This is a genomic window from Roseovarius sp., assembly GCF_030373445.1.
Taxonomy (GTDB): Bacteria; Pseudomonadota; Alphaproteobacteria; order Rhodobacterales; family Rhodobacteraceae; genus Roseovarius.
On record NZ_JAUCYU010000007.1, the window covers coordinates 156,945 to 182,448 of the forward strand.

At 67.0% G+C, this 25,504-nt stretch carries 26 protein-coding genes; 14 read left to right on the plus strand and 12 right to left on the minus strand.

The window, feature by feature from the left end:
• Positions 1 to 98 precede the first annotated feature (98 nt).
• Both gap and QUV18_RS14215 read left to right on the plus strand, forming a co-directional pair.
• A complete protein-coding gene (gene gap / locus QUV18_RS14210; RefSeq protein WP_300894643.1) occupies positions 99 to 1,100 on the plus strand; it encodes a type I glyceraldehyde-3-phosphate dehydrogenase in 1,002 nt (333 codons plus the stop codon).
• A 159-nt stretch (positions 1,101 to 1,259) separates the two neighbouring features.
• Entirely contained in the window at positions 1,260 to 1,403 is a 144-nt protein-coding gene (locus QUV18_RS14215; protein ID WP_300894645.1) for a hypothetical protein, read from the plus strand.
• 7 nt (positions 1,404 to 1,410) lie between these two features.
• On the opposite strand, the gene QUV18_RS14220 is transcribed toward QUV18_RS14215, so the two are convergent.
• From QUV18_RS14220 to QUV18_RS14240, 5 genes are all read right to left on the minus strand, one after another.
• A complete protein-coding gene (locus QUV18_RS14220) occupies positions 1,411 to 1,809 on the minus strand; it encodes a hypothetical protein (protein WP_300894646.1) in 399 nt (132 codons plus the stop codon).
• Positions 1,810 to 1,902: 93 nt separating this feature from the next.
• A complete protein-coding gene (coaD, locus tag QUV18_RS14225; protein WP_057815590.1) occupies positions 1,903 to 2,400 on the minus strand; it encodes a pantetheine-phosphate adenylyltransferase in 498 nt (165 codons plus the stop codon).
• A 124-nt stretch (positions 2,401 to 2,524) separates the two neighbouring features.
• A complete protein-coding gene (locus QUV18_RS14230) occupies positions 2,525 to 3,658 on the minus strand; it encodes a carboxylate-amine ligase (protein ID WP_300894648.1) in 1,134 nt (377 codons plus the stop codon).
• 85 nt (positions 3,659 to 3,743) lie between these two features.
• Positions 3,744 to 4,790: a nitronate monooxygenase gene (locus tag QUV18_RS14235; protein ID WP_300894649.1), complete on the minus strand. Its 1,047-nt coding sequence runs from the start codon at positions 4,788 to 4,790 to the stop codon at positions 3,744 to 3,746.
• Between the two features lie 77 nt (positions 4,791 to 4,867).
• A complete protein-coding gene (locus tag QUV18_RS14240) occupies positions 4,868 to 6,367 on the minus strand; it encodes a CoA-acylating methylmalonate-semialdehyde dehydrogenase (RefSeq protein WP_300894650.1) in 1,500 nt (499 codons plus the stop codon).
• A 103-nt stretch (positions 6,368 to 6,470) separates the two neighbouring features.
• Between QUV18_RS14240 and QUV18_RS14245 the strand changes: the two genes are divergently transcribed.
• Together QUV18_RS14245 and QUV18_RS14250 are read left to right on the plus strand one after the other, a co-directional pair.
• Positions 6,471 to 7,367: a LysR family transcriptional regulator gene (locus QUV18_RS14245; RefSeq protein WP_300894651.1), complete on the plus strand. Its 897-nt coding sequence runs from the start codon at positions 6,471 to 6,473 to the stop codon at positions 7,365 to 7,367.
• Positions 7,368 to 7,427: 60 nt separating this feature from the next.
• A complete protein-coding gene (locus QUV18_RS14250) occupies positions 7,428 to 7,862 on the plus strand; it encodes a CBS domain-containing protein (protein WP_300894652.1) in 435 nt (144 codons plus the stop codon).
• A 22-nt stretch (positions 7,863 to 7,884) separates the two neighbouring features.
• Here the strand turns inward: QUV18_RS14250 and QUV18_RS14255 are convergent, their stop codons facing one another.
• Positions 7,885 to 9,984, minus strand: a complete 2,100-nt coding sequence (locus QUV18_RS14255) for a DEAD/DEAH box helicase (protein ID WP_300894653.1) — start codon at positions 9,982 to 9,984, stop codon at positions 7,885 to 7,887.
• A gap of 302 nt (positions 9,985 to 10,286) precedes the next feature.
• Between QUV18_RS14255 and QUV18_RS14260 the strand changes: the two genes are divergently transcribed.
• Positions 10,287 to 11,531, plus strand: a complete 1,245-nt coding sequence (locus QUV18_RS14260) for a cation:proton antiporter (protein ID WP_300894654.1) — start codon at positions 10,287 to 10,289, stop codon at positions 11,529 to 11,531.
• A gap of 12 nt (positions 11,532 to 11,543) precedes the next feature.
• On the opposite strand, the gene QUV18_RS14265 is transcribed toward QUV18_RS14260, so the two are convergent.
• Genes QUV18_RS14265 through QUV18_RS14280 form a run of 4 tightly spaced genes read right to left on the minus strand, consistent with a single transcriptional unit; the run spans position 11,544 to position 16,508 of the window.
• Positions 11,544 to 12,686 carry a PLP-dependent transferase gene (locus QUV18_RS14265; RefSeq protein WP_300894655.1) on the minus strand — a complete coding sequence of 381 codons (1,143 nt, stop codon included), beginning with the start codon at positions 12,684 to 12,686 and terminating at the stop codon, positions 11,544 to 11,546.
• Positions 12,683 to 14,635 carry an acyltransferase family protein gene (locus QUV18_RS14270; RefSeq protein ID WP_300894656.1) on the minus strand — a complete coding sequence of 651 codons (1,953 nt, stop codon included), beginning with the start codon at positions 14,633 to 14,635 and terminating at the stop codon, positions 12,683 to 12,685. Before QUV18_RS14270 ends, QUV18_RS14265 begins: the two co-directional genes overlap by 4 nt.
• 10 nt (positions 14,636 to 14,645) lie before the next feature.
• Positions 14,646 to 15,386, minus strand: coding sequence for an aspartate/glutamate racemase family protein (locus tag QUV18_RS14275; RefSeq protein ID WP_300894657.1), 741 nt, complete (start codon positions 15,384 to 15,386; stop codon positions 14,646 to 14,648).
• Between the two features lie 18 nt (positions 15,387 to 15,404).
• A complete protein-coding gene (locus QUV18_RS14280) occupies positions 15,405 to 16,508 on the minus strand; it encodes an anhydro-N-acetylmuramic acid kinase (protein ID WP_300894658.1) in 1,104 nt (367 codons plus the stop codon).
• 63 nt (positions 16,509 to 16,571) lie between these two features.
• Between QUV18_RS14280 and tyrS the strand changes: the two genes are divergently transcribed.
• From tyrS to arsH, 6 genes are all read left to right on the plus strand, one after another.
• Positions 16,572 to 17,822 carry a tyrosine--tRNA ligase gene (tyrS, locus tag QUV18_RS14285; RefSeq protein ID WP_300894659.1) on the plus strand — a complete coding sequence of 417 codons (1,251 nt, stop codon included), beginning with the start codon at positions 16,572 to 16,574 and terminating at the stop codon, positions 17,820 to 17,822.
• A 177-nt stretch (positions 17,823 to 17,999) separates the two neighbouring features.
• A complete protein-coding gene (locus tag QUV18_RS14290) occupies positions 18,000 to 18,332 on the plus strand; it encodes a metalloregulator ArsR/SmtB family transcription factor (protein WP_300894660.1) in 333 nt (110 codons plus the stop codon).
• Between the two features lie 14 nt (positions 18,333 to 18,346).
• Entirely contained in the window at positions 18,347 to 18,862 is a 516-nt protein-coding gene (locus tag QUV18_RS14295; protein ID WP_300894661.1) for an arsenate reductase ArsC, read from the plus strand.
• Between the two features lie 30 nt (positions 18,863 to 18,892).
• Entirely contained in the window at positions 18,893 to 19,936 is a 1,044-nt protein-coding gene (gene arsB / locus QUV18_RS14300) for an ACR3 family arsenite efflux transporter (protein WP_300894662.1), read from the plus strand.
• Positions 19,937 to 19,941: 5 nt separating this feature from the next.
• Positions 19,942 to 20,364: an arsenate reductase (glutaredoxin) gene (gene arsC / locus QUV18_RS14305; protein ID WP_300894663.1), complete on the plus strand. Its 423-nt coding sequence runs from the start codon at positions 19,942 to 19,944 to the stop codon at positions 20,362 to 20,364.
• Entirely contained in the window at positions 20,357 to 21,085 is a 729-nt protein-coding gene (gene arsH / locus QUV18_RS14310) for an arsenical resistance protein ArsH (RefSeq protein ID WP_300894664.1), read from the plus strand. Before arsC ends, arsH begins: the two co-directional genes overlap by 8 nt.
• Here the strand turns inward: arsH and aroB are convergent.
• Together aroB and QUV18_RS14320 are read right to left on the minus strand one after the other, a co-directional pair.
• Complete coding sequence (aroB, locus tag QUV18_RS14315) at positions 21,082 to 22,194, minus strand: 3-dehydroquinate synthase (RefSeq protein ID WP_300894665.1); 1,113 nt, start codon at positions 22,192 to 22,194, stop codon at positions 21,082 to 21,084. The genes arsH and aroB overlap by 4 nt on opposite strands.
• The gene (locus tag QUV18_RS14320; RefSeq protein WP_300894762.1) at positions 22,191 to 22,700 is read right to left on the minus strand and encodes a shikimate kinase; all 510 of its coding nucleotides are present in this window, start codon (positions 22,698 to 22,700) and stop codon (positions 22,191 to 22,193) included. Before QUV18_RS14320 ends, aroB begins: the two co-directional genes overlap by 4 nt.
• A 162-nt stretch (positions 22,701 to 22,862) precedes the next feature.
• On the opposite strand from QUV18_RS14320, the gene QUV18_RS14325 reads away from it, so the two are divergent.
• Genes QUV18_RS14325 through QUV18_RS14335 form a run of 3 tightly spaced genes read left to right on the plus strand, consistent with a single transcriptional unit; the run spans position 22,863 to position 25,484 of the window.
• Positions 22,863 to 23,012 (plus strand): hypothetical protein, encoded by a 150-nt coding sequence (locus QUV18_RS14325; RefSeq protein ID WP_300894666.1) that lies wholly within the window; start codon positions 22,863 to 22,865, stop codon positions 23,010 to 23,012.
• On the plus strand, positions 22,999 to 24,519 hold the full coding sequence (locus tag QUV18_RS14330) for a hypothetical protein (protein WP_300894668.1): 1,521 nt from the start codon (positions 22,999 to 23,001) through the stop codon (positions 24,517 to 24,519). Before QUV18_RS14325 ends, QUV18_RS14330 begins: the two co-directional genes overlap by 14 nt.
• Positions 24,516 to 25,484 (plus strand): site-specific tyrosine recombinase XerD, encoded by a 969-nt coding sequence (locus QUV18_RS14335; RefSeq protein WP_300894670.1) that lies wholly within the window; start codon positions 24,516 to 24,518, stop codon positions 25,482 to 25,484. The genes QUV18_RS14330 and QUV18_RS14335 overlap by 4 nt, the downstream gene beginning before the upstream one ends.
• Positions 25,485 to 25,504: the final 20 nt, after the last annotated feature.

Genomic DNA, 25,504 nt, shown 5'->3' on the forward strand with positions numbered 1-25,504 from the left:
TTATCGCTATCACTTTGATAAAGGCCGATTTTCACCTTTCTCTGCGCCCGCCCCGCGTCTATATCGCGGCCAACATCCACGCACCGGGAGTCTGCCTCATGACCATCACCGTCGGCATCAACGGGTTCGGCCGGATCGGCCGCTGCACCCTCGCCCATATCGCCACCAGCACGCGCAACGACATCAAGGTCGTGAAGGTCAACGCCACCGGCCCGCTGGACACCGCCGCGCACCTGATCAAGTATGATAGCGTCCACGGCCGCTTCCCCAACGAGATCACGCTGGGCGACGGCACCATGGACCTGGGCCGCGGCCCGATGGAGATGTTCTCGACCTACGAGATGGACGAGCTCGACTGGTCCGGCGTCGACGTGGTGCTCGAATGCACAGGAAAGTTCAACGACGGTGAAAAGGCCAAGGCCCACCTGGAACGCGGCGCCGGCAAGGTGCTGCTCTCGGCCCCCGGCAAGAATGTGGACCGCACCGTGGTCTACGGCGTCAACCACGAGGACCTGGCCGCCGGCGAGAAGATGATCTCGAACGGGTCCTGCACCACCAACTGCCTCGCGCCCGTCGCCAAGGTCCTGCACGAGGGGATCGGCATCGAAAGCGGGATCATGACCACGATCCATGCCTATACCGGTGACCAGCCGACGCTCGACCGCCGGCACAAGGATCTCTACCGCGCCCGCGCGGCGGCGATGTCGATGATCCCCACCTCCACCGGTGCCGCCAAGGCGCTGGGCGAGGTGCTGCCCGACCTCAAGGGCAAGCTCGACGGCTCGGCCATCCGCGTGCCGACGCCCAACGTCTCGGCCGTCGACCTGACCTTCATCGCCAAGAAGGACGTGACCGAGGCCGACGTGAACGAAGTCGTCGCCGAAGCGGCAGCGGGCCGGATGAAGGGCGTTCTGGGCTATGACCCCGAGCCCAAGGTCTCGATCGACTTCAACCATACCGAGGAAAGCTCGATTTTCGCCCCCGACCAGACCAAGGTCACCGGCGGCCGCCTTGTCCGCGTGCTGGCCTGGTACGACAACGAATGGGGCTTCTCCTGCCGCATGGCCGACGTGGCCGTCGCCATGGGCCGGCTGTCCTGAGCTGACGGGCGACCGACAGCCGCAAGAATTGTGACGCCCTCGCAAACCACCGCGGGGGCGTTTTCCGTTCCCCCGTTGCCCGCCGCTCAACCCTTGCACGCCAGCCCCGCCTCGGGCATATCCGGCAGACACGTGCCAGGCGGGCCCGGGGGCAAGTACATGAACAACCAAGTCGCATTGTTTCTGGGTGTGCTGATCCTGATCGGGCTCGGCGTCGATTACATGTATTACGACTGGTCCGGCACGATCTTCCTGGCCCGCAAGCTCGCCGACCTGATCGAGTGGCTGGCCTTCTGGCGATAGGCGTCGGTCAAAAGTCTTCGGAGTGGTCATACCCGATGTAATGCCTCACGGCATTCACGGTCACCTCTTCCGGGACCAGGCTCAGCATCCAGACTTCCAGCTGCTTTTGGCGCTCCGAAAGGAAGGCCCCGGAAATGACGTCCTCTTTCGGGGGCGGAAACCAGTGCACAAGGACCGTGGTCAGGCTGACGCCATACTCCCCGTTCTGACCATACCCCACCTTCATCTCGAGCGACGGGTTTCCCGAGGCTTCTCCAACCGAGCAGCTATGGTATCTTCGCTCCGCGTTCACGAGCTCGCACGTCCCGGAAAGCACCTCGGCCTTGGCGTAAACGGCCGCAACCAGAGCGGCCTCGGTCTCCTTCGTCAGGTAAGCCGCATCGACAGTCACGCTCGAGGAGGTCATTGTCTGCGCGCATCCGCCGAGCGCCAACAGCGCCGTCAGGAGCAAGACACGTTTCCGGCTGTCGGCAGACCCAATCACCGGCCCCGCGCCCGCCTATTTCGCCGCGAACTTCGCCTTCAGCGCCTCGTTCACCGGTGGCGTCACGAACTTGCCCACGTCGCCGTTCAGCCGGGCGATCTCCTTCACCAGCTTCGAGGCAATCGCCTGGTGATGCGCGTCGGCCATCAGGAAGACCGTCTCGACCGAACTGTCCAGCACCCGGTTCATGCCCACCATCTGGAACTCGTACTCGAAATCCGCCACCGCCCGCAGGCCCCGGATGATCAGCGTCGCGTTCACATCATGGGCGCAATCGATCAACAGGTTCTCGAACGGGTGCGCGACGATCTCGGTGCCGGTCTGCTTGCTCAGCTTCTCGCATTCCGCCTCGATCATCTCGACGCGTTCTTCCAGCGTGAAGAGCGGGCCCTTGTCCCGGTTGATCGCCACCCCCAGCACCAGGCGGTCGACCAGGAACGAGGCCCGGCGGATAATGTCGATATGACCAAGCGTGATGGGGTCGAACGTCCCCGGGTAAAGTCCGATACGCATGGCCAGCTCCTCCATTCAGTCCGGGCGCTCTGTCGCGGGCACAAGCAACAATACTGCGCCGGGGAATGCAAGGCCGAAACAGTCGGAAAACCCGCCCCGTGGCGCCCCGGCCCGCGCGGCCTTCTCAGAGGTCCGCGTGATACTCGTCGACCAGGTGCCGCACCACCGCCTGAAGCGCCCGGGCGGGGTCCTCGCCCGCCTCCAAGGCGTCGACGTAAACCCGGCGCTGCCGCGTCGCACTGGTGCCGCCCTGCACGATCTCCTGCGCGCGTTCCACCTTTTCCAGCGCGCCGAAATGCTGCGCGTCCTCGAAGATCAGCTCGACGATCTCCTCGACCAGCTCGGCCATCGGCACGATCTCTCCCCGGCCGAGGTCAATGAGCCCCTCGCGGCTTCCATAGCGCTGCGCCCGCCAGCGATTTTCCGACACCAGGAACGGGTCGTAGATCCGCCAGCGCTGGTTCCGCGTCGCCAGCCGCCAAAGCATCCGCGTCAGCGCCTGGGTCAGCGCCGCCAGCGTCAGCGTATGCTCGAGCCGGGGCTGCACGTCGCAGATGCGCGACTCGATGGTCGGGAACTTCGAAGACGGCCGAAGATCCCACCAGATCTTCGAGGCATCCTCGATCACGCCAAGATCGGTCAGTATCTGCACCGAGCGCTCGAATTCGCCGAAACTGGCCATTCGGGGCGGCAGCCCGGTGCGCGGCAGGTTGTCGAACACGGTCAGCCGGTAACTGTCCAGCCCGGTATCCCGCCCCTGCCAGAAGGGCGAGGAACAGGACAGCGCCAGCAGGTGCGGCAGGAAATAGGCCAGCTGGTTCATCAGGTCGACCCGCCGGTCGGGCTCGGCGATGCCCACATGCACGTGCATCCCGCAAATGAGCATCCGCCGCACCACACCGGCGAGGTCGTCATGCAGCTCGTTGTAGCGTTCCTTGTCGGTATGATGCTGCTCGCGCCAGTCGGAGAAGGGGTGGCACGAGGCGGCAATCGGCACGAGGTTGTGTTTGGCCGCCTGCTCCGACACGCAGGAGCGCAGCCGCTTCAGGTCTTCCCTTGCCTCGGCCACGGTGCGGCAGACCTTGGTGCCGATCTCGATCTGGCATTTCAGGAATTCCGGCGCCACCTGGTCCTGCAACTCGGTCTTGCAGGCCTCCATCAAGCCCTCCGGCGCCTCGGCCAGGTCAAGGCTGTCGCGATCGACGAGCAGGTATTCCTCCTCGATCCCGATGGTGAATTCCGGTTCCGTGATCGCCATGACCTGCCCTCCCGCCTGATCACTTCCGACTGTCGCCGGGCGGGCCGGGAAAAATCAAGCCGTCAGGGTCGGATCGTCGGATTTTTCACGCGAGCGCCCGCCGCGCGCCCTCGACCAGCGCTGCCAGCCGCGCGCCGGTATCGCCGCCGGGCGCCAGCCGCGCGCTCTGACCGTAGAGCGAGAAACGGTGCTTCTCCGCCTCTGCCGCTTGCAGCCCTGCGGTGTAGTGGTACATCAGCGGGAAAGGCGCCGTGCCAACCTTGGTCATCGCGTCCAGCCAGGGCGTCCGGTGTGCCCGCGCCGGGCGGCCGGAGCCGGCGAGGCTGATCCGCGTACTGTCATCGGCGCCCGCGGCCACCGCCTCGTCATGCAGGGGCTTGTGCGCGGCCTCGTCGGCGCTGATGAATGCGGTCCCGATCTGCACGCCGGACGCGCCCAGCTTGAAGGCGGCGGCAATGCCCCGACCGTCGGCAATGCCGCCCGCGGCAATCACCGGCACCTTCACCGCGTCCGCCACCTGCGGCAGCAGCGAGAACAGCCCCACCTGCGCGTCGTTCTCGGGCTCGAGGAACACGCCCCGGTGCCCGCCCGATTCCCAGCCCTGCGCGATCACCGCATCGACGCCGCGCGCCTCCAGCCAGCGCGCCTCGGCCACCGTGGTGGCCGAGCTGAACACCAGGCAGCCGCGCTTTTTCAGCGCCTTCACCGCGTCGCCATCCGGCAAGCCGAAATGGAAACTCACCACCGCCGGCGGATGCGCCAGCAGCGCCTCCAGGTGCGCCTGCCCGAAGGGGGCATAGGGCGCTTTCGGCACGCCCTCGGGCGGCGTGACCCCGGCCGCGGCATAGAACGGCGCCAGCGCCTCCAGCACCGCCTCGTGCTGGGCGCGGGTGATCTCGGGCGGCGAGTGGCAGAAGAAATTCAGGTTGACCGGCCGGTTCGTCGACCGCGCCAGAACCTCCACGTCCCGCTCCAGCCGGTCGAGCGGCATGGTCGCACAGCCATGCGAGCCAAGGCCCCCGCCGTTCGACACCGCCGCCACCATCTCGGGCGTGGTCGTCCCCGCCATCGGCGCCAGGATGATCGGGTGCTCGACCCCCAGCAATCTGCAAAGCCGCGTGTCAGGCCACATCGCCACGTCCTCCCCAAAACGAAACCGGGCCGCGGCAGGATGCGCGCGGCCCGGACAGTATGCTTATCTCGGCAAGGTCAGTCCATCGCCTTGAAGTTGAACTCGCCGCCTTCCTTGATCCCCGACGGCCAGCGCGCCGTCACGGTCTTGGTGCGGGTGTAGAACTTGAAGGCATCCGGCCCGTGCTGGTTCAGGTCGCCGAAGGCCGATTTCTTCCAGCCGCCGAAGGTGTGGTAGGCCAGCGGCACCGGGATCGGCACGTTCACACCGATCATCCCCACGTTGACCCGGTTGGCGAAGTCGCGCGCGGCGTCGCCGTCACGGGTGAAGATCGCCGTGCCGTTGCCATACTCGTGGTCCATCGCCAGTTGCAGCGCCTCCTCGTAGGAGCCCGCCCGCACGGTCGACAGCACCGGGCCGAAGATCTCCTGCGTGTAGATGTCCATGTCCGGCGTCACCTTGTCGAACAGGTGCGGCCCGACGAAGAACCCGTCCTCGTAGCCCTGGAGCGAGAAATCCCGCCCGTCGACCACCAGCTCGGCGCCCTGCTCGATCCCTTTCTCGACAAGGCCGAGGATCTTCTTCTTCGCCTCGCCCGTCACCACGGGGCCGTAATCCACGTCGTCGCCCGCGGTATAGGGCCCGACCTTCAGCTTCTCGATCCGCGGCACCAGCTTCTCGATCAGTTTGTCGGCGGTGTCGTCGCCCACGGGAACAGCCACCGAGATCGCCATGCAGCGCTCGCCCGCCGCGCCATAGCCCGACCCGATCAGCGCATCCGCCGCCTGGTCCATGTCGGCATCCGGCATGATGATCATGTGGTTCTTGGCACCGCCGAAGCACTGCACCCGCTTGCCGTTGGAACAGCCGCGGCCATAGATGTACTCGGCAATCGGCGTGGAGCCCACGAAGCCGATCGACTGAACGACCGGGTGGTCAAGCATCGCGTCGACCGATTCCTTGTCGCCGTTTACCACCTGCAAGATCCCCTTGGGCAGCCCGGCCTCTTCCATCAGCTCGGCCAGCATCAGCGGCACCGAGGGGTCACGTTCGGACGGCTTGAGGATGAAGGCGTTGCCGCAGGCAATCGCCGGCGCGAACATCCACATCGGGATCATCGCCGGGAAGTTGAACGGGGTGATCCCGCCGGTCACGCCCAGCGGCTGGCGCATGGAATACATGTCGATCCCCGGCCCCGCGCTGTCGGTGAACTCGCCCTTCAGAAGCTGCGGCGCGCCGATGCAGTATTCCACCACTTCGAGGCCCCGCTGCACGTCGCCCTTGGCATCCGGCACCGTCTTGCCGTGCTCCGACGACAGCGCCTCGGCCAGCTTGTCCATGTCGCGGTTCAGCAGGCGCACGAATTCCATCAGCACACGCGCGCGGCGCTGCGGGTTGGTCGCGCCCCAGGCGGGCTGTGCCTTCTCGGCGATGTCCACGGCCTTGCCGAATTCCTCGGTCGAGGCCAGCGGGCATTTCGCCTGAACCTCGCCCGTCGCCGGGTTGTAGACATCGGAAAACCGGCCCGACGTGCCTTTGACATGCTCGCCGCCGATATAATGGGTCAGTTCTTTCATGACGCTCCTCCATGAGAATTTGGCGCGACCCTACCGTTGCAAAAATAGATGGAAAAGGGGCAATGTCTCAAAAACGTCTTGCATAAATGCAAAGGGTGACGCGATGCAGGTGCAATGGGATGATTTGAAAGTGTTTCTCGCCGTGGCCCGTGCCGAAAGCCTGTCGCGCGCCGGTCGCTTGCTGAAACTCGACCCCGCCACAGTCGGCCGCCGCGTTGCCCGGCTCGAGGCGGGCTACGGCGCCCCGCTCTTCGCCAAGTCGCCCACGGGCTATGCGCTCACCGACGCGGGCCAGCGCCTGATGACCCACGCCACCCGCGCCGAACAGGCGGTGGAAGACGCGGCCGACGACATGGCGGGACAGGCCGCCGGCATCTCCGGCCAGATCCGCATCGGCGCGCCCGACGGCTCGGCCAATTTCCTCCTGCCGCAGGTCTGCGACCGGATCGGCCGCGCCAATCCCGGGCTCGAGATTCAGATCGTGGCCCTCCCCCGCCTCTTCAACCTCACCCGGCGCGAGGCCGACATGGTCGTCGCCGTCTCGCCCCCCACCGCGGGGCGGCTGACGGTGCAGAAGATCGCCGATTACCGCCTCCACCTCGCCGCCTCCGAGGATTACCTGCGCGACGCCCCGCCGATCGCCTCGCTCGACGACCTGAACCACCACCGCATCATCGGCTACATCCAGGACATGATCTTCGACAAGGAGCTCGACTATCTCGGCGAGGCCGGGCTCACCCGGGTCGATCTCGCCTCCAACTCCGTCGCGGTCCAGATGGGCTGGATCCGGCAGGGCGCGGGCGTCGGCATCATGCATGATTTCGCCATGCCTTTCTTCCCCGGCACCCGCAAGCTGTTGACCGATCAGCTCAGCCTCACCCGCGCCTTCTACCTCGTCCGCCCCGCCGACGACCGCCGCCTCGACCGGCTCAACCGCTTCGCCCAATCCTTCTGCGAGGCAATCCGCGCAGAGGTGGCCCGGCTCGAGGCCGAGGCTTGACAGAAACAATCGAATAGCAGACCCTTGAATTGACGGAATAATATTGCGGGGTAACCGGCCATGCTCGTCCAGCAGATCCTGAAATCCAAGGACAATGACGGTGTCATCACCATAAAACCCGGTACGCGCGTCTCGGACGCGGCGCAGATTCTCTCCGACAAGCGCATCGGCGGTCTGGTGGTCTCTTCGGATGGCGAGGCGGCCGAGGGCATCCTGTCAGAGCGCGACATCGTCCGCTCGCTGGCCGCCCGCGGCGCCAAGTGCCTGCAGGAGACCGTCGACCAGATGATGACCCCGGACCCGGTCTGCTGCTCCAAGCAGGACAGTTCCGACGCCGTGCTCACCCGCATGACCGAAGGCCGCTTCCGGCACATGCCCGTTGTCGAGGATGGCAAGCTGGTCGGAATCGTCACCATCGGTGACGTGGTCAAGGCCCGGCTTCAGGAGCTTTCGATGGAGAAATCCGCCCTCGAAGGCATGATCATGGGCCACTGACGGCGGCTGACGGCGCTGGCCCTCACGGCTTCCGCCGCTTCGGCACGGCGCTGCCACCCTTCCCACGCACCCCGCCCCGGGGCTTGGCCGGCTTGCCCGGTTTCCCCGGCGGCGTGAACCGTTTCGAGGTATCCGAGGCATTGACCCTGGGCTTCGGCTTGCCCGCACCGACCTTCGCGTCAGGCTTCCCCACAGGCTTCCCTGCCGGCTTACCGGCCTTCGGCCCCTTGCTGCGCGGCTTGCGCGTATCCTGCGGCGCCGGTGCCCCGGCCTCCGCAGCCGGTTTCGGCCTGCGCGGCTCGTAGGGTTTCTTTGGCTTGCCGCCCGGCGCAGCCCTCTCGAACGCCTTCCCCGGTTTCTCCCTCGGCGCTTCCGCCTTCCGCTCAGGCCGGGGCCCACGCTCCGCCCGCTCCGCCGTCTCGCGCCGCTCGGGCTTCGGCCCCCTCGGCCGCGTATCCTTCTTCTCCTGCCACGGCTTGCCCCCGCCGCGCTTCGGCGCGCCGCCCGCCGGACGCGCCGGACGCTCGGACTGCTCGGGCCGCCCGAACTCCGGCACACCCTCGACGGCCCGCACGCTCACGCCCTTCTCCAGCACGCCGCCCTGCTCCAGCGACGCCATGAAATTCTCCGCCGCCCCTTCCGCGATTTCCACGAAGGTCTCCGTATCCTGCACCCGGATCGCGCCCACATCGGCCTTCTCCAGCGCCCCCGCCCGCAGCATCAGCGGCAACAGCCAGCGCGGCTCCGCCCCCTTGTCGCGCCCCACCGACAGCGAGACCCAGACGCTCGGCCCGAACTCCGGCCGCGGCTTGGGCTCCGGCCGCGACGCCACGTCCGACAGCTCCTCCGGCACCGAATGTCGCGCCCGGAAGAGGCGCAGATAGGCCGCCGCCACCGCCTCGGGCGACTGCTCCGCCAGAAGCCGCGCGGCAAACTCCGCCTCCGCCTCGCTGGCCGCCTCGCCCCACACCGGATCGGCCAGCAGCCGCTCCTCGTCGCGGCGCAGGATCTCCTCGGCGCCCGGCGGCACTGTCCACTCGGCCTGCACTTTCGCGCCCTTCAACAGCCGCTCGGCCTTCTTGCCCACTTTGGGCGGCACGATCAGCGCGGAAATCCCCTTCCGCCCCGCGCGCCCCGTCCGCCCCGACCGGTGCAGCAAGGTCTCCGAATTCGACGGCAGCTCGGCATGCACCACCAGCTCGAGGTTCGGCAGGTCGATCCCCCGCGCCGCCACGTCCGTCGCCACGCATACCCTTGCCCGCCCGTCGCGCATCGCCTGCAGCGCGTGGCTCCGCTCCGCCTGGCTCAGCTCGCCCGACAGGCACACGACCGAGAACCCCCGGTTCGCGAACCGTGCCGTCAGCCGGTTCACCGTCGCCCGCGTGTTGGCAAAGACGATGGCGTTCTGCGCCTCGTGGAACCGCAGCACGTTGATGATCGCGTTCTCGGCATCCTGCGGCGCCACGCGCAGCGCCTGGTAGGTAATATCCGCGTGCGGGCTCTTGTCCGACAGGGTCGTCACCCGCACGGCATCCCGCTGGTAATGCTTGGCCAGCGTCACGATCATCGGCGGCACCGTGGCCGAGAACAACAGCGTCCGCCGCTCTTCCGGCGCCTCGCCCAGCATGAACTCGAGGTCCTCGCGAAAGCCGAGGTCCAGCATCTCGTCCGCCTCGTCCAGCACCACCGCGCGCAACGCGCTCATGTCGAGCGACCCGCGCCGGATGTGATCGCTCAGCCGCCCCGGCGTGCCCACCACAATATGTGCGCCCCGCTCCAGCGCCCGGCGCTCGTCGCGCATGTCCATGCCGCCCACGCAGGAGGCGATCCGCGCGCCCGCCTTGGCATAAAGCCAGCCCAGCTCCCGCGTCACCTGCAAGGCCAGCTCCCGCGTCGGCGCGATGATCAGCCCCAGCGGCGCCGCTGCCGGCCCGAAGACGCCCGCCTCGTCCAGCAGCGTCGGCCCGATCGCTAGCCCGAACCCCACCGTCTTGCCCGAACCCGTCTGCGCCGAGACCAGCAGGTCGGCCCCCGCCAGCTCCGGCGCCGTCACCGCCTCCTGCACGGGGGTCAGAATGTCGTAACCGCGCTCGGCGAGCGCATCGGAGAGGGACTGGATCATCAGGAAAACCGTTCTGTTTGAGCACGCGGCGCCACCGGCACCGCCCCCTGTCGCGCGACAGGTCTGGAAGGCGCCCTCCTACCCTGCCTTGCGCGCCCTGTACACGGGAAAAAACACCGCTGCGGCCGTCGTGCAACCCCTGCTTCTTCTTGGTCACAAATATCCCTGCACCGCGCCCTCCGCCCGCGCAACGCCCCCGGCGGAACACCGAGCCTGCAAGACGCGTTAATCATGGCGCTTGTTCAATCGGTTAACCCCCGTATCATACCCTCCGGTCCCCAAGACAAAGGATGTCACCCCACGTGCCGCCAGAAGACTTCTTCGCGTTCAGCTCCTACCACATCGCCCTCGCCGTCGTCGGCGCCATCGTCATCCTCGCCCAGTGGCTGCCCCGGCTCGTGTCCGACCGCGAACCCGCCTCGGCGCCGCTGATGATCCTGTTCGGCGCAGGCGCGGCGCTGCTGGTGCCGAACCTGCCCACCCTGCCCGACCCGCGCGAGGCGCCGCGCATCTGGGAACTGGTCAGCGAACTGACGGTAATCATCGCGCTCTTCGGCACCGGCATGCGGATCGACGCGCTGCGCCCCTGGCGCCGCTGGACGCCGACTTTCCGCATGCTCGGCATTGCCATGCCGCTGACCATCCTCGCCGTGGCGCTGCTGGGCATCGGGCTCGAGGGGCTCACGGTCGCCGGGGCCATCCTGCTGGGCGCGGTGCTTGCGCCCACTGACCCGGTGCTCGCCGCCGACGTGCAGGTGGGGCCGCCACAGGAAGGCGTCGAGCATCCCGTCCGCTTCACGCTGACGACAGAGGCCGGGCTCAATGACGGGCTGGCCTTTCCCTTCGTCTATCTGGGCCTGCTCGCCGCCGCCGGCGGGCTGACGGCGGGCGAGTTGCTGATGGAATGGGTGCTGTTCGACGTAATGTATCGCATCGCCGTGGGCGCGGCGATGGGCTGGGCCGGGGCGCGGGTTCTGGGCTACGTCCTCTTCTCCGTCCCCAAAAGTGCGATCCTTGCCGAAACCGGCTCCGGCGTGGTGGCACTGGCAGGGGTCTTGCTCTGCTATGGCTCGACCGAGCTGGTCGAGGGCTACGGCTTCATTGCCGTCGCCGTCATGGGCCTTACCCTGCGCCGGGTCGAGCAGGACCACCATTTCCATCGCCGCCTGCACGATTTCTCGGAATCCATCGAACACGCCCTGACCGCGGTGCTTCTGGTCGGGCTTGGCACCGTGCTGCCGCTATTGCTGACCGATCTCAACTGGGTTCACGTGCTCTTCGCGCTGCTGCTGATCGTCGTGGTGCGGCCCCTGTCCGGCTGGATCGGCCTGCTGGGCAGTTCCATGCCATACCGCGACCGGGCCGTCGTATCGGTCTACGGCGTGCGCGGCATCGGCTCGATCTACTATCTGTGCTACGCCGGCAGCCACATGGAATTCACCAACGAAAGCCAGCTCTGGACGCTCGTGGGCCTCGTTATCCTGCTGTCCACCATCCTGCACGGGTTCAGCGTCGGCTGGGCGATGGAGCGGATCAAGGACGACTGAGCCGGGCCCGGCCTAGCCCCTCAGCGCCCGGTCGAGATCGTCCAGCAGGTCGCCCGCGTCCTCGATCCCGACCGACAGCCGCAGCAGGTTGCCGGGAATGCCCGTATGCGGCTCGATCGTCGCGCGATGCTCCACAAGGCTCTCGACCCCGCCGAGCGACGTCGCCCGGTGGATGAGCCGCAGCCGCCCGGCGACCGCCAGCGCCTCCTCGGTGCCGCCCCGGACCAGCACCGACATCAGGTAGCCGAAGCCGCCCGTCATCTGGGCCCTGGCCAGCGAATGCGCCGGATGCTCCAGCAGGCCCGGGTAGAGGACGCCCTCGACGCGCTCATGCGCGTCCAGCGCCTCGGCCAGCACCTGCGCGCTGCGGCACATCCGCTCCATCCTGAGCGGCAGCGTGCGCATCCCCCGCAGCAGAAGCCATGCCTCGAACGCTCCCAGGATCGCGCCTGCCTCCATGCGGTCGGCGCAGATCGCCTGCCAGACATCGCTGTCGGCATCCCGGCACGACAGCACCCCGGCCAGAACATCCGTGTGCCCGTTGATCGCCTTCGTCGCCGAGTGCATCGAGATATCCGCGCCGAGATCCAGCGCCTTCGTCAGCACCGGTGTCGCCGCCGTCCCGTCGACCGCCAGCAACCCGCCGCTGTCATGGGTCAGCTTGGCAATCGCCCCGATATCGGCCACCTTCAGCCAGGGGTTCGACGGCACCTCGATCCAGACAAGGTCCACCTTCTCCACCAGCGCCTTGCGGATGGCCAGCGGGTCGGCGGCGTCGATCTCCTCCAGGCGGATGTTGCGCCGCGCGCAGAACTTCCGCACCCAGGCCAGCACGCCCCAGTAGATACCCGACTGCATGACCACGCGCGCGCCGTCCGGCAGGGTCCGGAACAGCGCCGCCACCGCCGCCATGCCCGAGGGGAACAACCGCGTCTGCGCCGCGCCTTCCAGCTGGCGCAGCACCTCTTCGGCCTGTGCCACGTTGGCATTGTGGTCCCGGCCATAGCTGCCGCCCGACTGCAGCGCATAGCTTTCATCCCGCCGGAAGGTCGTGGTCGGCTGCACGCCGGGCACCACGCCGCCGTGCGCATCATCCACGGCCCCCGCCGCCCGTGCGGCGATCGTCGCGGGGTCGAGAGGTTTCTCTGCACTCATGGCTGGTCCTCCTTGTCTAGCGCCGCATCCACGGCCTGCAACAACAGCGCGTTGCCCCGCGGCCCCAGATGTACGTTGTCGATGAAAAGCGGCACGCCGCCCTGCGCATGATGACAGGTCTTGTCGTCGCAGAAAAGCTCCGCCGGTGCGACATGCACCGCGCCATTTTCCTCCGCCGCCGCACGCACGGCCTCCACCGTCCGGCCCGTCCGCGCCTCGAACTGCGCCACCGTCAGGTTGAGCGGCGCCGACCCGAACCGCATCGTCCTCAGCATCGACTTCGGCACCGAGCTGGAGAATTCCGGCACGTGGTTGATCACGACCACCCGGTGTTTCTCCGCCAGCTTCGCCACCGCCGCCCCAAGGCTGTCGGCAAACAGCGGGAAGTTCTCCTCCGCCGCTGTCCCGTCGGGCGCCAGCAGGGCCACCTGCCCCGGCCTGTCGCCCCGGTGGCCATAGCCTTCCGCATAGAAAGACCACCGGGCGAACAGGAACACGTCCATCGGCGGTGCGCCGGCGAGATACTCGAAAATCCTGTCATTGAAGGCGATGCAATCAGGCTTGGTCCCGGCGCCCATAAGCGGGGCGCAGGCTGCCTTGGTGATCATGTAACCGGCTTCGCCCCGGTCCTTGCCATATTGATCGAACGCCTCGAAAGCCGAATTCGCCATGCTGTCGCCCCAGAGCACGTAAGCAGGCTCTTCGGCCTCAACCCCCAGCTTGCAGAACGTCTCGGGGCTGTCCTGCCCCCAGCACGCATCCCACCCCGGGTGCACGTTCATCACCTCGGCCTTCAGCGCCTCCAGCCGCGCATCCTCGCCCGCGCCCGCCTTGCCGGGCTGGTACAACAGGTAGACGGCGAGCCCGAGCAGCACCAGCGCCTGCCCCGCAAACAGCATGTAAAGCCGCCGCTTCCCCTCGCCCCGCACGGAGATCCGCCGTACCGGCATCTCGACGAGATGATAGGACAGCGCCCCGAGGCCCAGCGACACCAGCACCAGCACCGCCCGGATCTCGTCGGTCAGGGTCACGCCGTAATAGAGCGCCCCGACGATCACCGGCCAATGCCACAGGTAGGTGCCATAGGAAATCCGCCCGATATAGGCCATGGGCCTGACCGCCAGCGCCTTTGCCACCCAACTATGCCCCGGTGCGGCAAACGCGATCAGGATCACCGTGCCCAGCACCGGCAGCACCGTCGCCCAGCCGGGATAGAGGTAACTGGCATCGAGCACTCCCACTGGCACGATCACCAGCGCCAGCCCCACCAGCGGCGCCAACGGCAATTTCGCCGGAATGAGCCGGTGATAGGTTACCAGGAAGATCAAGCCGCCCGCCGCCAACTCCCACACCCGGAAGCTCGACGCGAAGAACCGCTGCTCCCGGTCATAGATCAGGTCGCCCGAAAACAGCGTCAGCCCCAGCGACACCACGAACAACATCCCCAGCAGCCACGCGAACACCGCCCGGTTGCGCCGCGTGAGAAGGATGAGCATCGGCAGCACGATGTAGAACTGCTCCTCGATCGACAGCGACCAGGTGTGCAGGAACGGGTTTTCGTGCGCAGGGGTTGAGAAATAGCCTACCGAATTCAAAAGGTTGTAGTTGTTCGCGAAGGTGATCGAGCCCAAGAACCCATCCGCCACCACGGCCATCTCGGATCTCAGGAAGAACGCATTCGCCAGAAGCGCGGTCACGAGGAAACACAAGGCATAGGCCGTCGACAGCCGCCTGATCCGCCGCGCAAAGAACTCGGTCACCGAATAGGTGCCCTGCTCCAGCCGCATATAGGTCTGCCCACAGATCAGGTAGCCGGACAGCACGAAGAAGATGTCGACGCCGACATAGCCGCCCGTCATGTCCGGATACCCGACATGGAACAGCACCACGCTCAGCACGGCAATGGCGCGCACGCCGTCGAGTTCCCTGCGGTAGGCGAGATCGCTCATCCCGGTAATCTCACGCAGCTTCGCGGCCAAAGAGCCGCCCCGGCCCCCAGCCCACCGCCGGCTGCCCCGCCAGCGTCAATAGCCGCCACATCAGCGCGGAATTCGAGCTGATCACCGGAATGCCCAGCTCCGCCTCCGCCGCACCGAGTATCCCGAAGGTCCGCAGATTGGTGCAGCTGGTGAACACCGCCTCGACGCCAGGCTTCCGCGCCGCCTCGACAATCGCCCGCCGCGTACTCGCCTCGGTGATCCGCGCCACCGTCCGGTCTTCTTTCTGGCCGAAGCTGAATTCGCTCACCGTCTCGACACCATGCGCCGCCAGCGCCGCGCGCATCGGCCCGGTCACCTCTTCCACGTAGGGCGTCACCATCGCGATCCGGCTCATTCCCAATTCACCCAACGCGGCCACCACTGCGCTCAGCGGATTGGTCACCGGCACACCCGGATGCGCCATCTGCACCAGCGCTTCGACCCTGTCCGGCCCGATGATCGTGGCCCCCGACGTACAGGCATAGGCCACCCCGTCCAGCCCTTGCGGCAACAGCGCGGCTGTCGCCGTCATCTCGCCCGCCATGGTCGCCAGGTCCTCGGGCGTCACATCCGCCCGCGCCGGAATGCGCGTGTGCAGAAGGTTCACCTCCCGCCCGGCAAGCACCTGCCGCGCCTCGTATTCCAGCGTCTCGTCCGTGCTCAGCAGGATCAGCCCCAGCCGCAGCCCCGCCCCGGCCCCCTGGTCAAGCTCATACGTCATCCCATCCCCTTCGACCGGCTAATTCGTGCCCTCCGGCCGGCTGATCGTGCCGCCGCACACCGCCGCGCGCACCCCCGTCGTGCCCGGGCCCGAGGTCGGCCGCCCCCGCGCCACGCGCACCGCGAGATAGGCAAACGCCTGCGCCTCCAGCATGTCGCCGTCCAGCCCGGCCGCCTCGACCGGCTCCACCGGGCAATCGAGCGCCACCCGCAACATTTCCATTAGCACCGGATTATGCCGCCCGCCACCCGTGACAAGCAAGCGCTCGGGCGGCTCCGGGCAATGCTCCATCCCCCGTAGCACCGCCGCGGCACTCATCCCCGTGAGCGTTGCCACCGCATCGGCATCGCTCAACTCGTTGACCAAACCGATCATGTCGGAAAACTCGTTCCGGTCCAAAGACTTGGGCGGCATTCTCGAGAAATAGGCGTCGTCAAGGAACAGCTCCAGCGCACCGTCCTCGACCTGCCCCCGCCGCGCCAACGCGCCATCCTTGTCATAGGGCAGCCCAAGCCGCCGCATCATCACGTCATTGATCGGCGCATTCGCGGGACCGGTATCGAAGGCCAGCAAGGCCCCCTCTGCCTCAGGCCTGTCTTTGCGCGGGTCCACCCATGTCAGGTTCCCCACGCCCCCGAGGTTCAGGAAACACAAGGGCCTCTCCGCCCCGATCCACTTCGCACAGGCGAAATGGAAAAACGGCGCCAGCGGCGCCCCCTCGCCGCCCAGCTCCACATCGGCCGACCGGAAATCCCACACCACCGGCACGCCCAACGCCTCCGCCAAGGCCGCGCCATCACCGATCTGGTAGGTCCCCCGCCCCCGCGGCTCATGCGCCAGCGTCTGCCCGTGAAAGCCCACCAACTGCGCCCCCTCGAACCGCGACAGCAACTCGGCATGGGCCATCTGCACCACCGCCTCGGCCTCGGCCACGTCGTCTCCCGGCCACTTGCCCAACGCACCCGCCAGAACCGCCTGCTCGCCCTCCGAATATCCCCGGTAATCCGACGCCCCGAAGGCGAATATCTCCTCGCCATCGGTCTCGACCATCGCCGCGTCGACCCCGTCAAGCGACGTTCCCGACATCGCCCCGAGCGCCCATATGCGCCCCGCCTTCAACATGCTCTTTTCCTTCGCCCGAACCATGCCTATACATGCCGCGCGAAAAACCCGGGAACAAGCGATATGACCTACCACCCCAAATCGGACTTCATGACCGTCATGATCGAGCGCGGCTTCCTCGCCGACTGCACCGATTACCAGGGCCTCGACGAGGCGCTGAGCACGGGCGTGGTTCCGGCCTATATCGGGTTTGACGCGACCGCGCGCTCGCTCCACGTGGGCTCGCTCATCCAGATCATGATGCTGCGCTGGCTGCAGAAGACCGGCCACAAGCCGCTCACGCTGATGGGCGGCGGCACCACGAAGGTGGGCGACCCCTCCTTCCGCGCCGACGAACGCCCGCTGCTCGACGATGCCGCCATCCAGGCCAATATCGACGGTATCCAGCAGGTCTTCGCCGCCTATGTCGACTACAACGACAGCCCCACCGGCGCGCTGATGCTCAACAACGACGAATGGCTCAGCGGCCTGCAATACATCACCTTCCTGCGGGATATCGGGCGGCATTTCTCGGTCAACCGGATGCTCAGCTTCGAATCGGTGAAATCCCGGCTCGACCGCGAACAGTCGCTCAGCTTCCTCGAATTCAACTACATGATCCTGCAGGCCTACGACTTCCTCGAGCTGAACCGCCGCTACGGCTGTCTGCTGCAGATGGGCGGTTCCGATCAGTGGGGCAACATCGTCAACGGCATCGACCTCACCCGCCGGGTGATCGACACCGAGGTCTTTGGCCTCACCTCGCCGCTCCTGACCACGGCCGACGGCCGCAAGATGGGCAAAAGCGCCGATGGCGCGATCTGGCTCAATGCCGAGATGTGCTCGCCCTACCAGTTCTGGCAGTTCTGGCGGAACACGATGGATGCCGACGTGGGCCGCTTCCTCAAGCTCTACACCGAGCTGCCGATCGAGGAATGCGACCGCCTCGGCGCGCTGGCGGGGTCCGAGATCAACGACGCCAAAATCATCCTCGCCAACGAGGTGACGACCCTGCTGCACGGGCGCGAGGCCGCGCAGGCCGCAGAGGCCACCTCGCGCGAGGTGTTCGAAAAGGGCGGCGTGGGTGACGACCTGCCCACCGTGACGCTCACCGCTGCCGATATCGGCGAGGGCATCGCCAACACGGCGCTCTTCGTGAAGGCCGGGCTCAGCCCGTCCGGCAAGGAAGCCAAGCGCCTCTTCGCCAGCGGCGGCGCCAGCATCAATGACGAGGTGGTGAAGGAGCCGCGCCTGATGACACCCGACGAGTTTGCGGGAGACCTCAAGCTTTCCGCCGGCAAGAAGCGCCACGCCTTGGTGAAGATCGCCGGCTAACCAACGGCATTGCCCCGGAAAATTCGAATTTTCCGGGGCGTTTTCTTCCAAGAAAACGTCTGCCTTACCAATGAGGCCCCTGCGGAATTTTCGAAAATTCCGAGCCGGATAATTCCAATTTTCCGCACGTCAACTTCCCCGTTGACTCCTTCTCTATATATCAATATTTCACGATATATGGATAAGACTCACGCCCTCACCGCCTTCTCGGCCCTGTCACAGCCCACACGGCTCGACGTCTTCCGCCTGCTCCTGAAGGCCGGCGAGACCGGCATGGCCGCCGGTGAAATCTCCGACGCGCTGAACGTCCGCCAGAACACCATGTCCGCCAACCTTTCCGTCCTCCACCAGGCCGGCCTCGTCCGGAATGAACGGCAAGGCCGCTCCATCCGCTACTTCGCCGATCTCGACGGCACCAGCGGTCTGCTCGCCTTCCTGATGGAGGATTGCTGCGGCGGAAACCCCGACCTCTGCCAGCCCCTGATCTCGAAACTCGCCTGCGCCTGCTAAAGGAGGCCCCTCCCATGCCCGACGACCGCAAGAACGTTCTCTTCCTCTGCACCGGCAACTCCGCCCGGTCGCTCATGGCCGAAGCCATCATCGAACGCGAAGGTCTCGGCAAGTTCCGCGGCTTCTCCGCCGGCTCCCAGCCCAAGGACGCGCCCCACCCGCGCACCTTGGAGCTTCTCAAGCACCTCAACCACGACACGTCGCAGATCCGCTCCAAAAGCTGGGAAGAATTCGCAGGCCCCGACGCCCCGCAAATGGATTTCGTCTTCACCGTCTGCGATCAGGCCGCATCCGAGCCCTGCCCCATCTGGCCCGGCCAGCCGATGAGCGCCCATTGGGGCGTCCCCGACCCGGCCGCCGCCACCGGCACCGAGGCCGAGATTGCCTTCGCCTTTTCAGATGCCTACCGGATGCTCCGCAACCGCATCTCGATCTTCGTCAACCTGCCCATGGCCCAGCTCGACCGGCTCTCCCTCCAGAAAGAGCTCGACCGCATCGGCCAGACCCAGAACGACACAACCCCCGCCTGATCCACCCCGCCTGACCCGCAAGGACACGACATGACCGACACGAACCTCTCCGCCAAGGACAGCGGCCTTGGCGTCTTCGAACGCTACCTCTCCGTCTGGATCGCGCTCGCCATCGTGCTGGGCATCGGCATCGGCGCCATCGCCCCCGGCCTTGTCGAGGCCGTCGCGGCGGCCGAGGTCGCTTCGGTCAACCTCGTCGTCGCCGTCCTGATCTGGGCGATGATCTATCCGATGATGGTCGGAGTCGATTTTTCCACCATCTCGGGCGTCGCCAGACAGCCCAGGGGCCTGATCGTCACGCTCATCGTCAACTGGCTGATCAAACCCTTCACCATGGCCTTCCTCGCCGTGCTCTTCTTCGAGTACATCTTCGCGCCCTGGATCTCTCCCGAAGACGCCGCGCAATACACCGCCGGCCTCATCCTGCTGGGCGCCGCCCCCTGTACGGCGATGGTCTTCGTCTGGTCGCAGCTCACCCGCGGCGACGCCACCTACACCCTCATCCAGGTCTCGGTGAACGACATCATCATGGTCTTCGCCTTCGCCCCCATCGTGGCCTTCCTTCTCGGCGTCACCGACATCACCGTGCCGTGGCAGACGCTCGTTACCGCCACCATCCTCTACGTGGTCCTGCCGCTCGCCGCGGGCCTCCTCACCCGCCGCGCCCTCGGCTCCAAGCAGGCCATCGACGCCTTCACCGCCCGCGTCAAACCGTGGTCGATCATCGGCCTCATCGCCACCGTGGTCATCCTCTTCGGGCTCCAGGGCGAGCTGATCCTCGCCAACCCCTTCGTCATCGCGCTCATCGCCGTGCCCATCCTGATCCAGAGCTACGGCATCTTCGCGCTGGCCTATGGCGCGGCCTACGCCATGCGCGTGCCCCACCGCATCGCCGCGCCCTGCGCGATGATCGGCACGTCGAACTTCTTCGAACTGGCCGTCGCGGTGGCCATCAGCCTCTTCGGTCTCAACTCCGGCGCCGCGCTCGCCACCGTAGTCGGCGTGCTGGTCGAGGTACCGGTGATGCTCTCGCTCGTGGCCTTCGCCAACCGCACGCGTGCGAAGTTCGCCTGACCGCCATGGCCGTCGTCATCCACCACAACCCCGCCTGCGGGACGTCGCGCAATGTCCTGCAGATCATCCGCGACGCAGGTTACCAGCCCACCGTGATCGACTATCTCGAGACCGGCTGGACCCGCCCACAGCTCCTCGCCCTCTTCGCGGCAGCAGACCTCACCCCGCGCACCGCGCTGCGCACCACCAAGTCCCCGGCCGAGGAACTCGGCCTCCTCGACCCCTTCACCAGCGACGAGACCCTCCTCGACGCCATGCTCACCCACCCGGTACTGGTCAACCGCCCCATCGTCTGCACGCCCAGGGGCGTCCGCCTCTGCCGCCCCTCGGAAACCGTGCTCGACCTGCTGGAAACCTGGCCGCAGGGCCCCTACACCAAGGAAGACGGAGAGCTCATCCTGACCACCAAAGGAACCCGCGTTGCCTGACACTACCACCCCGAACCTCGTGAACTCCGCCTTCGAACCCATTGACGAGAATAAACTCTTCCCAACCGATCACCCCACCCATGCGCCCCGTATCCTGCTCCTTTACGGCTCCCTGCGCAAACACTCCTACTCCCGCTTCGCCGCCGAGGAAGCCGCCCGTATCCTCACCCGCCTCGGCGCCGAGTGCCGCACCTTCAACCCTTCCGGCCTGCCGCTGCCCGACGACGCCGACACCACCCACGCCAAGGTGGCCGAGCTGCGCGATCTCGTGATGTGGTCCGAGGGCATGGTCTGGTCCACCCCCGAACGCCACGGCGCCATGACCGGCATCATGAAAACGCAAGTCGACTGGATCCCGCTCGCCCCCATCGGCGGCATCCGCCCCACTCAAGGTAAAACGCTGGCGGTGATGCAGGTCTCCGGCGGCTCGCAAAGCTTCAACGCGGTCAACCAGTTGCGCATCCTCGGCCGCTGGATGCGCCTTCTCACAATCCCCAACCAATCCTCGGTCGCGAAAGCCTGGGACGAGTTCGACGAAAACGGCCGCATGAAACCCGGGCCTTTCTACAACCGCCTCGTCGACGTGATGGAAGAACTGATGAAATTCACCCTGCTGACACGCGGGCAAAGCGCCTATCTCACCGACCGCTATTCCGAACGGGTGGAAAGCCTCGAAGAGCTCTCGAAACGGGTTAACATGCCCAAGGCAACCGGCGGCTAGCGCGCGTCCAACACCTCCTGCAGCAGCCCGCGCACCATGTCGCGGTCCACATCCGAAGTCACGAACGCCTCGCCGATCCCGCGCGCCAGGATGAACCGCAGCTTGCCGTCCACCACCTTCTTGTCCTGCGCCATCAGGTCGAGCAATCCATCCGCATCCGGCAATTCCCCCGGAATATCAGACAGATCGACCTTCATCTTCATGTCGCGCAAATGCGCACGAACCCGGCTCGGCTCCTCCTGCGAACACAGCCCAATCCGCGCCGACAGCTCGAACGCCAGCGCACAGCCAATCACCACGCCCTCGCCATGCAGCAAGCTATCGGAATACCCCGTAGCCGCCTCCAGCGCGTGACAGAACGTATGGCCGAGGTTCAACAAAGCCCGGTCGCCCTGTTCCGTCTCGTCCCGCACGACAATCTCGGCCTTCATCTCGACCGACCGCCGCACCGCGTGAATCCGCGCCGCCTGGTCCCCTCCGGCAGCAGATGAACCCTGCGCCTCAAGCCATTGAAAGAACTCCGAATCCCCCAACAGCCCGTATTTTACCACCTCGCCGTACCCGGCCAGGTAATCCCGCTCCGTCAGGGTCGACAGCACATCCGTATCCGCCAGAACCAACGATGGCTGGTGAAACGCCCCGATCAGGTTCTTGCCCTGCGGCGCATTGATCCCGGTCTTGCCGCCGACCGAGCTGTCGACCTGCGCCAGCAGGCTCGTCGGCACCTGCACGAACCGCACCCCCCGGCGCAGCACGGCGGCCGCAAAGCCAACCAAATCGCCGATCACCCCGCCGCCCAATGCAACGACCACGTCGCGCCGCTCGACCTTCTGCTCCAGCAGCCATTCCACCGTCCTCTCGAACTGTGGCCAGCCCTTCGTGCTCTCCCCGGCCGGCAATGTCAGCGAAACGGCGGAAATCCCCTCCGCCGCCAGACCGGATTCCAGCGCCTTCAAATGCAGCGGCCCCACGTTCTCATCCGTGACGATCGCCACCCGCTTCCGCGCCAGCAAGGGCGCCACCATGGCCCCCGACCGCGCCAGCAGCCCGCTCCCGATGTGAACGTCATAGGCCCGCTCGCCCAGGGGCACATGCACGGTCTCGCTCATTCGCTCTCCTCCAGCACGTCCGGCCGTGTCAGCAGCGTCTCGATCACCTTTTCCGCCATGGTCTCGATCGCGTAATCCGACTGCGCCTTCACCGACAGATCCGCCGTCGCATAAACCGGCACCCGCGCCTCGTAGAGCGCCTTCAGCGTCGCATGAGGTTTATCCGTGCGCAGTAACGGCCTGGTATCCTTGTGTTTTACCCGGTTCCAAAGGATCGACAGCTCTGCATCCAGCCACACCGAAACCCCCTTCCGCGAAATCAGCTCCCGGTTGCGCTCGGCCAGGAACGCCCCGCCGCCGGTCGACAGCACCCCGCGCTTGTTCTCCAGCAGACGGTTGATCACCTGCGTTTCGCGGTCGCGAAAGAACGCCTCTCCGTCGCGGGCGAAAATCTCGGCGATCGACATGTTCGCCGCCTGCTCGATCTCCGCATCCGAATCGAGAAACGGCACCCCGAGCCGCGCCGCAAGCGCTTTTCCCACGGCGGTCTTGCCAGCCCCCATCATGCCCACCAGAACCACGGTCTTGTGTAGTTTCCAATGCCTTACGGCGGCCAATGTTCGGCGCTCCCATGCCAATTGCCAAATCGTTTGCACTGAATGACGTGATCTTGTTCAAAAGGCCAGCTATAAAGTCGGTAACGAACAAACCTACGAGCAAGAGGCAATATGGCGCGCCTGATCAAGTGGCTTTTCTACCTGGCCGTGTTGGCCTTCCTGGCTCTCGTGGCCTATGCCTATGTCGGGCCGTTCTTCGGCGCGGATTTCTCCCCGCCCGAGGAAGAGATTCGGCAGGATATCCTTCTTGAGACCGAATAGGCTCTCCCTCGCCGCCCTGCTGGTGCCGGGCATGGCCTTCGCCGAGGAACCGCTGTCGGCCATCGACTGGCTCAACCAGCCTGCCCCCGTCAGCGTGGCCCAGCCGCTGGTCCAGCCACTGGCCAACCCGCCGGTGACCGAAGGGGTAACCGTACCCTCCGTCACGGTCATGCCGCTCGACGACGTGCGGCCCGACGCGGTGGGCCTGCTGCCGTCGTCGACCACCGGCCTGCCCCGCTCGCTCTGGTCGGCCAGCGAGACCGACACGCTGGTGGCCCAGCTCTCGCGCCTCGGCGACGCGCCCCTGCCGGCGATCCAGGCGCTCTATTACACGCTGCTCCTGGCCGAGGCCGACCCGCCCTCCGACGCCGCCGACAATGCCCGCTTCCTGCGCGCCCGGGTCGATGTCCTGCGCCGCTACGGCGCGGTCGACGCGGCGCTGGCGCTGCTCGAACGCGCGGGCGCCGGCACGCCGCTCCTCTTCGACGAATGGCTCGACCTCGCCCTGCTCAAGGGCACCGAGGACGACCCCTGCCAGGCCCTGGCCGACACGCCCGACCTGTCGGAAAGCTACGCCGCACGCATCTTCTGCATCGCCCGCGCCGGCGACTGGTCGACCGCGGCACTGACCTATGACACCGCCAACGCCCTGGGCTCGCTCGACGCCCATGAATCGCAGCTTCTGGCCCGCTTCCTCGACCCCGAAACCGCCGACGGGGCCGACCTGCCCCCGCCGCGGCACATGACCCCGCTGATCTTCCGCCTGTTCGAGGCGAACGGCATGCCCCTGCCCACCCGCAACCTGCCGCGCGAATACGCCGTGGCGGACCTGCGCGGCACCATGGGCTGGAAGGCCGAGGTCGAGGCCGCCGAACGCCTCGCCCGCACAGGCGCCCTGCCCGCCAACCGCCTGCTCGGCCTCTATACAGACCGTGAACCGGCCGCTTCAGGCGGCGTCTGGGAACGGGTCCGCGCGGTGCAGGCCTTCGAGGCCGCCCTCGCCTCGGGCGACGACGATGCCATCGCCCGCGCCCTCCGCGACGCCTGGCAACTGATGCGCGAGAACGGCCTCGCCGTGGCCTTCGCTGCCCTCTACGGCGCCGATCTTGCGGAACTCGACGACCCGTCCGGTCTGGCCCACGAAGTGGCGCTCCTCTCGCCCGTCTACGAAAGCGCCGCCAGGGCCCCCGGCGAACAGACCCGCCGCCTGAACTTCCTCGAAGGGCTGGCAAGGGGCGCACCCGAAGCCTCGCTCGCCGCGAATGCCACGGAATCCGCCATCGCCCGCGCCTTCGCCGCCCGCAAGGTGCCGCCGGACCATGCCGGCCCCCTGAACGAAGGCCGGCTGGGCCAGGGCATCCTCGCGGCGGGAATGCAGCTTCAGGGCGCCACCCCCGGCCAGACCCGCGATCTCGAAGCGGCGCTCGCCACCCTGCGGGTCGTCGGGCTGGAAGACGTGGCCCGCCAGGCCGCGCTCCAGATCCTCCTGCTGGCGGAGGCGGAATGACCCCCGGCCGCGGCTGGATCGAGCCCTTTCTCGAGGCCCGCGCGGCGGAACTGGGGGCGGCGGCCAACACGCTCGCTGCCTATCGCCGCGACCTCGACGATTACGCCGGCTGGCTCGACGGCAAGGCGCTCTCCCTCGACGGCGCCACCCAGGCCGATATCGAGGCCTACCTCGTCGACCTCGATGCGCAAGGGCTGGCCACCGCCACCCGGGCCCGGCGCCTTTCGGCGATCCGACAGCTTTACGTCTTCGCCTTCGAGGAACGCCTGCGCGACGACAACCCCGCCGCCCGCATCCGCGGCCCGGGCCGCACCAAGCGCCTGCCCAAGACCCTGTCGGAGGCGGATGTCGACCGCCTGCTCGCCGCCGCCCGCGATGTCGGCCGCAATGCCGCCGACCGCGGCCGCAACACCTGCCTGATGGAACTGCTCTATGCCACTGGCATGCGCGTCAGCGAACTGGTCACGCTGCCGGTCGCGGCCGCCCGCGGCAAGCCCGAGATGCTGCTCGTCCGCGGCAAGGGCGGCAAGGAACGCATGGTCCCGCTCTCCACCCCCGCCCGCGCGGCGCTGGCCGACTGGCTCGCACTGCGCGACCGCGCCGAGGAGGCCGGGCGCGCCGAGGGCAAGCCGCCCTCGCCCTTCCTCTTCCCCTCGCGCGGCAAGCTGGGCCACCTGACCCGCAACCGCTTCTACCTGCTGGTCAAGGAAATGGCCGTTGCCGCCGGCGTCTCGCCGGCAAGCGTCACGCCCCACACGCTGCGCCATGCCTTCGCCACGCACCTGCTGGCCCACGGCGCCGACCTGCGCGCCATCCAGGTGCTGCTGGGTCATGCCGATGTCGCCACGACCGAGATCTACACCCACGTGCTCGACGAACGCCTGCGCGCACTGGTCGAAGATCATCACCCGCTGGCGCGCGCCGCCGCGGCCCGCGGCACACCCGGCGCCTCGGGCGAGGACTGACCGCACCATACCGCACATTC